The organism is Clostridium aceticum (assembly GCF_001042715.1).
GTDB lineage: Bacteria > Bacillota > Clostridia > Peptostreptococcales > Natronincolaceae > Andreesenella > Andreesenella acetica.
On the sequence record NZ_CP009687.1, the window covers coordinates 2,174,236 to 2,187,090 of the forward strand.

Below are 12,855 nucleotides of genomic sequence, written 5' to 3' on the forward strand. Positions count from 1 at the left end.
TCACTCCTCTTAAAATATAGATTTAATATTTTTATGAATTCTACTTACCCTGCATTTTTCAGCTGTAATAATAGATTCTACATCCTTTGTAGCTCTTTGAAGATCATCATTTAAAACAGCATAATCATACTTTATTACTTGTTCTATTTCTTCTATCGCACATCCATAGCGCTTTTCAATATCCTTTTGACTTTCTGTTCCCCTAGCAACAATCCTATTTTTTAGCTCTTCTAATGAAGGTGGCAAAATAAAAATAAATACACCATCTTTAAACTTTTCTTTCACCTGCAGTGCACCTACTATATCAATCTCTAGTAAAACATCATTCCCTTTTTCTAGGTTTTTCAGTACATATTCTTTAGGCGTACCATAATAATTATCGTATACCTTTGCATACTCTAAAAGAGCATCCTGCTTAATCATCTCTTCGAACTGGTCCTTTGAGATAAAGTAATAGTTTTCTCCTTCCACTTCTCCTTTTCTTGGATCTCTTGTAGTGGCAGAAACAGAAATTTTTATTTGCTTATTTAACTTAAGTAAGTTTTTGCAAATCGTTCCCTTTCCAGCTCCTGAAGGTCCTGAAACAACGATTAACAATCCTTTTTTATTCATACGTATCTCCTCTTTCTTACACTACTCGCCTTCAACAACTGTCTCTGTATCCTTATTTTCTTTGGCACTTAGTCTATGAGCAACTGTCTCTGGCTGTACCGCAGATAAAATAATATGATCACTGTCTGTTACGATCACAGCCCTAGTTCTACGTCCATAAGTGGCATCAATCAACATACCTCGATCTCTTGCTTCTTGAATAATTCTCTTTATAGGTGCCGACTCTGGACTAACAATAGCTACAATTCTACTGGCGGATACAATATTACCAAAACCAATGTTGATTAGTTTAATATTCATTGTTTTGCCTCCTATTCAATATTTTGAATCTGCTCTCTAATTTTTTCTAGTTCACTTTTCACCTCTACTACCATATTAGCAGTAGTTAAGTCATTGGCCTTTGAACCTATTGTATTGATCTCTCTATTCATCTCTTGAATAATAAAATCTAATTTCCTACCTACTGCCTCCTGCTGTTCCATTGATTTCTTAAATTGGATTATATGACTATTAAATCTTACAATTTCTTCAGTAATACTGCTTTTATCGGCAAACAAGGCGACTTCTAAAGCAATCCTGCCCTCATCTATCTCTAATTCTTCTTCCAACATTTCTTTAACACGTTTTGTTAATCGTTTTTTATGTTCTTTTACTACTTCAGGACTTCTTTCTTCTATTTTCTGTATTAAATCTAGAAGTATGTCTAAGCGTTTTAGTAAATCTTCCTTAAGTTTCCATCCTTCTTCAATTCGCATTTCTAACAAACTGTTTAATGCATCCATTAAACCTTCTTTTAAAAGATTCCATATCATCTCTTGGTCTTCTTCTTTTTTTTCTAATTTCAGCACATCAGGAAACTTAGCAATTGTAGATACAGCTATATCTTTTTCTAGATCAAAACGATGATGAATCTCCTTCAGCGCCTCTACATACTGTTGTGCTAAAGCAATATCTGTGATTACTTTTATGTCACTTTCACCAATGTTTTTATAGCCAATAAATACCTCCACTCTACCTCTATAAACTTTTTCTTTAATGATCTTTCTGATCTGTTCCTCTAGATAAGTGAAACTTTTGGGCATTTTAACACTTATATCTACGTACCTGTGATTTACTGATTTTAACTCTATCTGAAAATGCTTTCCTTCGAGTTGTACATCTCCTCGTCCAAACCCTGTCATGCTTCTTAACATAAATTTCATCCTTCCGTTTTATAACCTCACTTTATAAAAGTTCATAGTTTCTAATCCCGCTGATTAAAAGAGTATACCCCACAGCAGATATCCTCTGCCGGTCCCTCCATATCAATATTTCCTTCTTTATCTATGGTGATTTTTAATTTTCCTCCTTCTGTGTTTACCCACACTTCTTCCTCTACTAGCTTTAAGTGATGGGCTATACCACATACACTAGTAACGCCGGTGCCACAAGCTAAGGTATATCCTGCACCACGTTCCCAAGTCCTTACTTCTATATGGGTAGCATCCAGTATTTTAGCAAAGTTAACATTGGTATTTTCAGGAAATATAGAATGTTTCTCAATAATGGGTCCTATGGTTTTTACCATATCCAAACTTAGATCCTCTGTAAAAATCACCGTATGAGGCACACCCATTAAAACTGTTGAAATAAGAAAAGTCTTATCTTCTACCTTTAATTCTTGATTAATAAAACTAGTTATTTCTTCTGTTTTGACAGGAATTTTTTCAGGCTCAAAAATCATTTTTCCCATATTTACATTAACAGTATCCACCCTGCTGCTGGTTTCTTTTATATGGACAGTTTTTATGCCAGCTAAGGTTTCAATGTTAAATTGCTTTGTTTTCACCAAACCCTCGTCATATACAAACTTTGCAAAACATCTTATACCGTTACCACACATATTGGCTTTAGATCCATCACTATTATAATAGTACATCTTAAAATCAGCTTTCTGTGATGTGCCTACCATCATCAAACCATCCCCACCTATACCAAAGCGCCTATGGCAACTTCGGATTGCCAGTTCACTAAATTTTTCTTCATAGGGAAAGCTTTCATATTTTATAATAATGAAATCATTTCCTGCACCATGTAATTTTTTAAAAGGAATATTCATCATTTTTACACCTCGCTTTATTTTAAAGTGTTAACATTTTTTATTAAATTTATTTTTGTGTAAAAGATGTCAACAATAAAACTAGAAGATTTTTTTCTTTTTACCATAAATATGTAATTCATAAAATTTCTTTTAATATTAAAAGCATACTAATAATAAGTGTATAATGCAATAGTTTCCTTTATAAATTCTATAAGTTTCTTTGTTAATTTTGCATTTACTATTATTTTATGCTATATTATGTATGATTACTATATCAATAGGAGGGCTTTATTATGGCCTTAGATGGGTTAGTTACTTATGCTTTACTATCTGAATTTCAAAGTTTATTGAGCTTTAATAGAATAGAGAAAGTTTATCAACCAGAGGCTGATGAAATTATCATATTATTAAGGGGGCAAGGAAAAAATTTAAAGTTGCTATTATCCGTTAATAGTAATTATCCTAGAGTGCATTTTACCAATGTCAATAAGGAAAATCCTACAACACCTCCAAGCTTTTGTATGTTATTAAGAAAGTATTTGCAAGGCGGCAAAATTGTTGCCATCACTCAGCCAAACTTTGAGAGAATCATTAAATTTAAAATCGAAACACTAGATGAATTAAACATGGTAAAATCCAGGGAACTGATTATTGAAATGATGGGACGTCATAGTAATATTATTCTTATTGACTGTGAGAGCAACAAAGTCTTAGACAGTATTAAAAGGATCTCCTTCGATGTAAGTCGCTACCGTCAGGTGCTTCCGGGATTGCAGTATGCTATGCCCCCCTCAAAAGATAAATATAACCCTTTGGAGATTAAGGGTTTTGAAGAGTTTCAAACAGCTCTTTCTCATGATCTGCAACTCTCTGTAGAAAAAGGTCTATATAGTACCTTTATCGGGGTCTCTCCTTTAGTAGCAAGAGAAATATGTTTTGCTACCATGATTGAAGGAAGTGGTCTTTTGGGTCAGTTATCTATAGATGATTTTCATTGTCTATACAAAGGTTTTTCCTCCATATTTCAAAGTCTTCAATCCCATGACTATAGGCCATATTTATTTTTTGATACTGATGGTCAAAAGTATGTTGATTTTAGCATTTTAGAAATGACACATCTTTCTCTTTATCAAAAACAAGAAGTTTCCTCTGCCAGCGAAATGTTAGAGGTTTTTTATAAAAATCGTGATGCTCATCAACGGATTAAACAAAAATCCTATGATTTAAGAAAAAGTATTACCACAAAATTAGATCGCTTATATAATAAGGTACAAAACCTCCATCAAGATTTGAAAAATGCAAAAAAAGCAGATGACTATAGACTTAAAGGTGATCTCCTAACCGCTCATTTGTATCAAATTCAAAAAGGTGACGAAGTTGTAGAGGTAGTCAATTATTATGATGAGGATCAAAATATCCTAAAAATCCAACTGGATAAAAGATTAACGCCTTCTCAAAATGCTCAAAGCTATTATAAAAAATACAATAAGGCAAAAAACGCCCTTTTGGAAGTTGATAAACAACTAAAAAAAGCTAAGGAAGAAATTGACTACTTAGAGCAGGTTGTTATCAATATAGATCAGTCCACCTACCTTTCAGACTTAGAAGAAATTCATAGCGAATTAATAGAGACCGGTTACTTGAAAAAAAGATTAACCAAAAAAAGTGTAGCCACTTTTAAGAAAACAGGTTATCTAAAATATATTTCTTCTGATGGCCTTGAAATTTTAGTAGGGAAAAACAATAAGCAAAACGATGAAATCACACTAAAAATTGCTGATAAAGAAGACTTATGGTTCCATATCAAAGACATGCCGGGATCTCACGTACTTTTGAAAACGGCTGGAAAACCCTGCAGCGAAACAACCGTTTTAGAAGCAGCTACTTTAGCTGCCTACTATAGCAAGGCAAAAAACGCTACAAAGGTGGCTGTGGACTATACTGCTAGAAAAAACGTACGGAAACCTAAAGGTGCTAAGCCTGGTATGGTGATCTATGATTATTATACGACACTACTGGTGGATGGAACTGAGCAAGCCATTTCTCATCTTAAACAAATTTAAAAGACAAAGGCGGTCAAAGACCGCCCCTACAATTTTTCTATAACAACAAAGTTTTGATTATCTACTTCTTCAAGATTTACCTTTACTACCTCATCTTTTGATGTAGGTACATTTTTTCCAACATAATCTGCCCTTATAGGCAATTCCCGATGACCTCGATCTACTAAAACTGCCAATTGTATTGTCTTAGGGCGTCCTATATCTACCAGGGCATCCAAAGCTGCCCTCACAGTCCTTCCTGTATACAGCACATCGTCTACTAAAATCACCTTTTTATCATTAATATCTGTAGTAATTTTAGAGTCGTAGATAATAGGATCAATACTTTCCTTAGTCAAATCATCACGATACAATGTAATATCTAAAATTCCTACAGGAACAGCCGTTTCTTCTATCAGCTTAATTTTCTCAGCCAAACGCTTCGCTAAAGGTACACCTCTTGTTTTAATGCCTACCAAAATTATATCGTTTGCCCCTTTATTTTTTTCCAGTATTTCATGGGCAATTCTAGTAATGGCTCTACCTATAGCCTTTTCGTCCATTAAATGTACTTGATTTTTCATTTTCACACCTCACTTCAGTCCAAAGGACTATTTCTCATAAAACGCAATACTTTTTCAAAGCTAGGGGGTAAAGGAGCTTCAAATTCCATGTATTCTTTTTTTGTAGGATGAATAAATCCTAAAACCTTCGCATGAAGAACCTGACCAGCTAAATTAAATTTTGTGCTCTTCCCACCATAAACTTCGTCCCCTAATAAGGGATGCTTTATATAGGATAAATGTACCCTGATCTGATGGGTCCGTCCAGTTTCTAATTTCGCTTCAATATATGTATAGCCTTTAAACCTTTCTAATACCTGTATATGGGTAACAGCATTTCTACCATTCTCTACCACCGCCATTTTAAGTCGCTGGGTAGGATGACGACCAATTGGGGCATCTATGGTAGCCTTACTTTCTTTTATATTCCCTAAAGCAATAGCGTGATACCTTCTAGTAATGGAATGTTCTTTTAATTGCTCCGCCAATTTTCTATGGGCAACGTTGTTTTTGGCCACCATTAATAATCCAGAGGTATCTTTATCAATACGATGTACGATCCCTGGCCGAATCACGCCATTAATAGAAGACAGCTTGCCTTCACAATGATATAACAGAGCATTTACTAGGGTATTTTCATAGTTACCTACAGCAGGATGAACCACCATGTCTTGAGGTTTGTTTACAATAACCATATCTTCATCTTCATAAATAATATCAATAGGAATATTTTGTGGTTTAATATCCAGCTCTCTAGGGGGTGGTACTAAAACCTCTACTTCATCTCCCTCTTTTACGATATATTTACTTTTCTCAAGTTTCTTATTTACCTTTACTAGTTCTTCTTTGATAAGTTTCTGTAAATAACTTCTGCTTAGATCTTCATACTGCTCTGAAATATATAGATCTAATCTAACACCTTCTTCTTCCTCTGATACAAAAAATATTTCTCTGTCCAAACTTTACATCTCCTTTTGGCTCAAATCATCATATTTTAAGATCACATAGATGACTAATATTTGTCCTATAACAATAGCTGAATCAGCAATATTAAATACTGGCCATATCCTAAAATCGATAAAATCTACTACAAAGTTATACAACACTCTATCCACTAAGTTTCCGGCGGCACCACCTACAATTAAGCTTAATCCCAACATCATAGGCTTAGGATAGTTTTTGTTTTTTCTAAAATAAATTACAATAAATCCAACAATAAGTACAGTCATAATGATAAAAAACCACCTCTGACCTTGCAAAACCCCAAAGGCTGCTCCTCTATTTTCTACATAGGTAAAATGCAGAACATTTTTTATAATAGGAATTTCTCCAACATCTTTTAAGTAGTTTAATACCAATATCTTACTTAATTGATCTAATATAAATACAACAAAGGATATTATATAGTTCATCATCTAACCCCCTTCCATTTAACACTTTAATGATTATACCACTATAAATAGAAAAAAGATACAAAAAGTACCTTTCTCCCTGGGTGCTATTCTCCCTCTCTTTCTTCTCTCTCTCTTCTCGTAGTAGGCAACTGTCGCTTATAATAATCTTCAGTTATATTATCAACATCCTCTACAATTCCTGGAGCAAAATCATCGAATACTCCTTGATTGTCTCCTGTAGAAAAAGAGGGATCATTCTTCACTTCATTATACTTTGCAACTTCCTGGTAGGCATCTTCTCCATCATAACCAGTATAGTCATCTGTATTTTTATGGGTTCTTCCAAAAGGGGCCCTAAGTAGCCTTTCTTCCACAGGACGGTTAGCATCAGAATCATATAGTGCTACTTCTCCTTTTTCACAGGTCATACAGGTATCCGCCTCTGGTAAAATTTCTAGTCGTTCCTCAGAAATTTCCTTGCCACAGCCTCGACATATGGCGTATTCTCCATTTTCTATTCTTTCCAAAGCTCTATCAATTTCATTTAGTCTATACTTTTCATTATCTTCAAGATGTCCTTGCATAGCAGTCATAAACATCTCAGTTCCCAAATCCGCAGGATGATTATCATAAGCAGATAATTCTTCAGTATACTCCCGCATAGAGGCACTATGGGGCTGATGTTCCTCCATGCGTTTTAGGGTATCCAAAACTGCTTTTCTTTCCTGCAAAAGTACCTGTTTAAAATGATTTTGTTTTTGTATATCCAAGTTGCCACTCCTCCTCTATTGTTAATTATAGTTTTCAATAATTTTTATTAAATCTGCTATAATTCTCCCTATATAGGGCAGGTTTACCCATCCTCGTAAAACATAGGCCACAAGAGCCACAATAAGCCCTGTTAGTAGGGTAAATCCTATGCCCATACCTATACCTCTAACGACTCCTAATAAAAAGTTCATAAAAATAAGTCTCTTAGGATTGGAGTTTAATTCTACGTATTCCGCCACCCGCATATTATCCATTTTTCGAGATAGGTTCTCTAATTTTTCTCCTAAATTAGGTTTTTTTCTACTACTAGGCATGGCTTATTCTCCTCTGTTAATATATTTTATCCTTTTCAGTAAATTTTATTTCTATTATTTCCTTGGAAGCATAATCTACGTCTTTGAAGGCCTATATTAATCATCGGAAGGAGGGCTTTATGATGAGAAGGACTGACTACTTTTCACTACATTTGTCTTAACATATGCATCACAATCTCTTTAGAGTTCTCAGATGCTGCTTCGACAAACTCACTAAAATTAGCATGGGCAGAGCCATCAGCTTTGTCTGACATAGCCCTTATAATAACAAAGGGAACCTGGTTCAGGTAACAAGTATGTCCAATAGCAGCTCCTTCCATTTCTGTACAATAAGCTTGAAATACCTCTTGTAAGCGGTCCTTTAAAGAACTGCTGCTTACAAAAACATCTCCAGATACAATTTTTCCCTTAAATACCTTTTGAGCCTTCAAAACCTTAGCTGCAGCCTCATAAGCTTTTTCCATCAAGACCTCACTTGCCTTGAAAATAGAGGTTTCCATTCGTGGTATTTCTCCTATGCCATATCCAAAACCAGTAACGTCAAAATCGTGTTGCTGTACTTCTGTTGAAATCACTACATCCAAAACTTCTAAATCACCATGAATGGCCCCTGCTACACCAGTATTAATGACGGTACCTGCCCCCAGTTGTCCAATCAATACTTGAGTACAAACTGCTGCATTTACCTTGCCAATACCGCATCGTACTAATACAATATCCTTACCTGTCAAAGTGCCTATATAAAAATCCATATTGGCTATATGCTTAACTTCCTTAATCTCCATCTCTTCTTTTAAAATATCTACTTCTTCATCCATTGCTCCAATAATTCCTATCTTGCTCATCTATTTACCTCCTTTTATTTGCAAAGTCATTTTTCTATTTAGTTTTTCTTAAAGTATAAGTTTTTATATGATCGTTTATACAAAGCCAAAATCTCGTTCTCCACAAAGATTTAGAACGAGACTTTTTGTCTAATATAAAAAGAACCATAACTTCTTAGCCCTCTTGTAATTCTTCCTTTGTTTCTAGTAAAACTTCTAATTGAGACTGTAATAAGGTTTTATATCGGGTTTTGAATATTTCCATTTGTCTTTTAACTTCTTCATATTCATGTCTTACATGTTCTACATCCTTCTTAGCGCCATTAATGATTTCTTTTGCCTGCATCTCAGCTTCTTCAATAATTAATTGAGCTTTTTTAGCAGCATTACTTTTTACTTCTTCTGCTGTGTTCTGTGCCACTACCAAGGTGTTTTTTAAGGTTTCTTCCAAATTTTTATATTGTTCCACCTGTTGATGTGACTTTTCCATTTTATCCTTCAGTTCACCATTTTCCTTAAATAGTTTTTCATAGTGTACCATAACTTCATCTAAAAATTCATCTACTTCATTGTCCTTATAACCTCTAAACCCCTTTTTAAACTCCTTGTTTTGGATATCTAAAGGCGTAAGCATGTAAATCACCTCCATCATTATATTGGTTTCTTCAGTTTAATGTGCACCCTACCTGATTTGGTTTTACCTTGAAGATCTTCCACAATTACTCTTCCCTTGCCTCTAACCGAAATAACATCTCCATTACCTATTTCAAAGAAATTTTTGTTAGCAATACCCCAATTTATATAAACTTTTTCTTTAGCTATTAGGTTTTGAGCTTCAGCCCTTGAAACCTTAAATCCTAGGCTGACAATACTATCCAATCTTAAAGATGCAACAGTCCCGCTTATCTCCTTATAGCTAATCTCCAAAGCCTTTATTTCTCTCAAATCTATTTCTTTAACATCTATAGACGTATTTCCTACTTTATTTAAGTGGAGTTGAAGAAAGTCCTTCAATTCCTCTTTTAAAATTATTTGGCATTTATCTTGATTAATTATGATATCTCCAATTTTTTCACGCCTTATTCCTAAGGAAAGAATACTTCCTAAATAATCCCTATGATTTAAAGTCTTGAATTGAATGTTTCCTGTGAGTTCTAAAGCACCTAAAGGCATTTTTATAGTTTCCTCTGCTAAATAATCTTGAAAAATAACTAATACTTTTCTTTCCGCCTCTTTGTGCCCTCCTGTTGCAATCCAGCCAATATCCTGAAAATCAGACAACATCTGAGTAACGGTCCTTAGCTCATAGGGATTTAAAAAATCAGTTGACTTAACATCATGGGTTTTTAGAACAATTTCTACTTGATCCAGTACCTTTACTAATAACTGTTTTAAGTCTTGATCTTTTATATGCTGTATGTAAGTTTCTTTGTTTACCACAGTCCCATTACCAACCTTGCTAATAGAGAATATCCCATATTTACTAATAAGATTGCTACAATTGGTGAAAAGTCTATCATCCCAGTATATCCTAGTTTATAAATAAGTTCTCTTACAGGTGAAAGAATAGGTTCTGTTACTGCATAAATAAACTGTATCAACGAACTATGTGGGTTTGGATTTACCCATGAAAAAATTACTCTAACTAAAATAAAGATATTAATCAGTCTTGATAAATAATATAGTGCCCCTACTATATCTAAGGTAGAAAACAAATAAAATCACACTCCCTTCATTACTTCTGCCAAGGAAATACACCTTTATTTTTTAGTTCTTCTTTAATATTTCCCGAAATATCTACATTATTAGGAGCCAGTATAAAAATACCTGTAGATACTTTTTGTATATTCCCATCTAAGGCATAAATTGCCCCATTTAAAAAGTCAAAAAACTTTCTAGCCAGTTCTGGTTCAACACTTTCTAAGTTGATAATAACTGGTTTTCGATTTTTAAGGCTGTCAACAATTCCTGATGCTTCATCAAAAGAACTGGGTTCATAAAGAACCACCTTCATTTGCGTAGTCGTATGTATATTTAATATTTTATTCTTTTTATTATTACTGACAATAGGTGTCATATCATCCTGTTGTTGCATTAACTCCTCTTCACCCTCTACTTCTTCTTCTTCAAAAACGTCTAATCCCATAAAATACTTTACTTTATCTATCAACTTCCCTGACATTTTTCTCCCTCCCAAATTTAATAATTACGTTCTCCAAAAATACTACTGCCTATTCTTACTAAGTTAGCACCCTCTCCAATAGCAACCTCAAAATCATTGGACATCCCCATAGATAAATGACCCATATCTATGTTTTTAAGGCTAAGCTGATCTATTTCTAAAGACAAGTTTTTTAAGTCCTTGAAATATTTCCTTACTTCCTCTGGATTATCGGTATAAGGTGCCATCGTCATTAAACCTACTATTTGTATATTCTTTAGTTCACTGATCTGCCTTAGCAAAGATTGTGCCTCTAAAGGATTGACTCCATATTTTGATTCCTCCCCAGAAATATTAATTTGCAATAAACATTTCATTACTTTTTGAATTTTTTTTGCTCTTTTATCTATTTCTTTAGCTAAATCATAAGAATCCAAAGAATGAATCATATCTACTTTATCAATAATATATTTTACTTTATTCTTTTGCAGATGTCCAATCATATGGTACTTAACTTTTTCCCCTATGATTTCATACTTTCTTATAATTTCTTGAACTTTGTTTTCTCCTATATCTGTAACACCACAGTCAATAGCCCTTTCAATTATTTCGGGTTCTACTGTTTTGGTAACAGCTATTAACTGTACCTCATGGGGACTTCTCCCAGCCTTTGTGGCAGCATCAGAAATTCTTTGTTTTATTATTTTTAAGTTATTTTCAATATCTAATAATGCCAAAGATATTCCTCCTTACATCATATCATTTTAGCGTATTTTTTCACCCTCTGTTACCTGCTGAGCATTTACTACAATCTCATCATAAAAATTCATCGTGTTCACCCTTTTTGTTTCATTATTTCTAGTATCATCAAAATATCCATAGTGTACAATAGAATATTCACGATTGCTTCCCTTCACCTTTATAGGTACAAACCTAGCAAAACCATTAACATCTAATCTAAAAATTCCTTCTTGTCCTTCCTTTTCTACAATAGCTGAGTTAGGAATCATAATGCCTTCAAAACTACTTTTAATCATGTCAAAGGCAATAAGACGTTTATTATAGAAGCCTTCTATAAAATCTGTTAAATCCAGTATAACAATTACTTCCTCTTCATCGACCGGTAGGATTTTTCTTACAACAGCACTATACTCTTTACTATCTCCTCGTAACCGAATCATGATTCTCCTATTTTCTTCTACGCCCTCTATCTCCAGTTCCTTTAACCTTGCAACAATGCTCCAACGATGATTCTCAATAATTCTTAAACTGTTTTGTTCTAGAGAATCACCTTTAGATTTATAAGTATTTTTTATGGTTTGCCATTCTTGCTCTGTAATATTTTCTATGTTTCTTAAATTTAAAAGTTCCTCTAACCCATCGTTACCTATAGCAAAAACTCCTGGGAACTCACTATAGACAATTTCAATAGAATCATTGACTTTACTCTGTAAAGATTGTTGCTGCCTTTCTAACTGGTCTAAGTTTTTGCCGGAAAAACTTCTTTCTCCACTAATAATACTCTTTTTTTCCACTAAAGTAGACAGATTTTCCTTTAGTAATGAAATTTTTTCATATGGTCCCTCATTTATATACTGTTGTATTTCTCCTAATATCGCTGTAATTTCTGCATCAATTTTTTCTATATCTCTAGAAAAAACCTGCTGTTCTGATTCCTTATCTTTAATATTTTGTATCCTTAAATTAATTATTTCCAAATCTCTGGTTGTTTTTTCATCTATTTCCCCTAAATGTATTTCTGCTAGTTTCTGGTTTCTCGCTACCTTTTCCCCCTCCGATACATAAAGAACTACTTTTCCTTCTCCTAAGTTTTTCATCACCTTTTCGTCTCTCACAATATAACCTTCAGTGGATACAGTAGTTTCTATTTTCCCATGTTCTGCTATATAAGTCTTATTAGTTGCTTGACTAAAAAAAGGAGTGACTCTTGATAAAAAGTATCCTAATATAATGGTGGCAGCAAATATTTTTATAAGTTTACCTATAGATAAACTTTTTCTTTTTTTTCTTTTAGTTTTCACAAACTTCACCTGCCTGCTTAATTATTATATAACTATTCTTCATTTTCCTTTG

General features: G+C 33.7%; 17 protein-coding genes. 1 reads left to right on the forward strand and 16 read right to left on the reverse strand.

Annotated features, from left to right (window positions below; genetic code table 11):
• Positions 1-9: 9 nt before the first annotated feature.
• Genes gmk through dapF form a run of 4 tightly spaced genes read right to left on the reverse strand, consistent with a single transcriptional unit; the run spans position 10 to position 2,710 of the window.
• Positions 10-612, reverse strand: coding sequence for a guanylate kinase (gene gmk / locus CACET_RS10260; RefSeq protein ID WP_044825134.1), 603 nt, complete (start codon positions 610-612; stop codon positions 10-12).
• Positions 613-633: 21 nt separating this feature from the next.
• Positions 634-912 (reverse strand): extracellular matrix/biofilm regulator RemA, encoded by a 279-nt coding sequence (gene remA, locus CACET_RS10265; protein WP_044825133.1) that lies wholly within the window; start codon positions 910-912, stop codon positions 634-636.
• Positions 913-923: 11 nt separating this feature from the next.
• Positions 924-1,814 (reverse strand): YicC/YloC family endoribonuclease, encoded by an 891-nt coding sequence (locus tag CACET_RS10270; protein WP_341409824.1) that lies wholly within the window; start codon positions 1,812-1,814, stop codon positions 924-926.
• A gap of 41 nt (positions 1,815-1,855) precedes the next feature.
• Positions 1,856-2,710: a diaminopimelate epimerase gene (dapF, locus tag CACET_RS10275; RefSeq protein WP_044825131.1), complete on the reverse strand. Its 855-nt coding sequence runs from the start codon at positions 2,708-2,710 to the stop codon at positions 1,856-1,858.
• Between the two features lie 275 nt (positions 2,711-2,985).
• Here dapF and CACET_RS10280 point away from each other — a divergent pair, with 275 nt between their 5' ends.
• A complete protein-coding gene (locus CACET_RS10280; protein ID WP_044825130.1) occupies positions 2,986-4,755 on the forward strand; it encodes an Rqc2 family fibronectin-binding protein in 1,770 nt (589 codons plus the stop codon).
• Between the two features lie 26 nt (positions 4,756-4,781).
• On the opposite strand, the gene pyrR is transcribed toward CACET_RS10280, so the two are convergent.
• The 12 genes from pyrR to CACET_RS10340 form a co-directional block, all read right to left on the reverse strand.
• Positions 4,782-5,318, reverse strand: coding sequence for a bifunctional pyr operon transcriptional regulator/uracil phosphoribosyltransferase PyrR (pyrR, locus tag CACET_RS10285; RefSeq protein ID WP_044825129.1), 537 nt, complete (start codon positions 5,316-5,318; stop codon positions 4,782-4,784).
• Between the two features lie 14 nt (positions 5,319-5,332).
• Positions 5,333-6,256: an RluA family pseudouridine synthase gene (locus CACET_RS10290; RefSeq protein WP_044825128.1), complete on the reverse strand. Its 924-nt coding sequence runs from the start codon at positions 6,254-6,256 to the stop codon at positions 5,333-5,335.
• A 3-nt stretch (positions 6,257-6,259) separates the two neighbouring features.
• Entirely contained in the window at positions 6,260-6,709 is a 450-nt protein-coding gene (gene lspA / locus CACET_RS10295) for a signal peptidase II (protein WP_044825127.1), read from the reverse strand.
• 86 nt (positions 6,710-6,795) lie between these two features.
• The gene (locus CACET_RS10300) at positions 6,796-7,461 is read right to left on the reverse strand and encodes a TraR/DksA C4-type zinc finger protein (protein ID WP_044825126.1); all 666 of its coding nucleotides are present in this window, start codon (positions 7,459-7,461) and stop codon (positions 6,796-6,798) included.
• Between the two features lie 21 nt (positions 7,462-7,482).
• Positions 7,483-7,776, reverse strand: a complete 294-nt coding sequence (locus CACET_RS10305; RefSeq protein WP_044825125.1) for a DUF5665 domain-containing protein — start codon at positions 7,774-7,776, stop codon at positions 7,483-7,485.
• A 146-nt stretch (positions 7,777-7,922) separates the two neighbouring features.
• Entirely contained in the window at positions 7,923-8,621 is a 699-nt protein-coding gene (locus tag CACET_RS10310; protein WP_044825124.1) for a 5'-methylthioadenosine/adenosylhomocysteine nucleosidase, read from the reverse strand.
• 154 nt (positions 8,622-8,775) lie between these two features.
• On the reverse strand, positions 8,776-9,234 hold the full coding sequence (locus tag CACET_RS10315; RefSeq protein WP_044825123.1) for a DivIVA domain-containing protein: 459 nt from the start codon (positions 9,232-9,234) through the stop codon (positions 8,776-8,778).
• A gap of 17 nt (positions 9,235-9,251) precedes the next feature.
• Positions 9,252-10,040, reverse strand: a complete 789-nt coding sequence (locus CACET_RS10320; protein ID WP_044825122.1) for a YlmH family RNA-binding protein — start codon at positions 10,038-10,040, stop codon at positions 9,252-9,254.
• Positions 10,034-10,315: a YggT family protein gene (locus tag CACET_RS10325; RefSeq protein ID WP_044825121.1), complete on the reverse strand. Its 282-nt coding sequence runs from the start codon at positions 10,313-10,315 to the stop codon at positions 10,034-10,036. The genes CACET_RS10320 and CACET_RS10325 overlap by 7 nt, the downstream gene beginning before the upstream one ends.
• 20 nt (positions 10,316-10,335) lie before the next feature.
• Complete coding sequence (locus tag CACET_RS10330) at positions 10,336-10,782, reverse strand: cell division protein SepF (protein WP_044825120.1); 447 nt, start codon at positions 10,780-10,782, stop codon at positions 10,336-10,338.
• Between the two features lie 17 nt (positions 10,783-10,799).
• Positions 10,800-11,498, reverse strand: coding sequence for a YggS family pyridoxal phosphate-dependent enzyme (locus tag CACET_RS10335; protein ID WP_144414755.1), 699 nt, complete (start codon positions 11,496-11,498; stop codon positions 10,800-10,802).
• Positions 11,499-11,525: 27 nt separating this feature from the next.
• A complete protein-coding gene (locus CACET_RS10340; RefSeq protein WP_044825118.1) occupies positions 11,526-12,803 on the reverse strand; it encodes a biotin/lipoyl attachment domain-containing protein in 1,278 nt (425 codons plus the stop codon).
• Between the last annotated feature and the right edge of the window lie 52 nt (positions 12,804-12,855).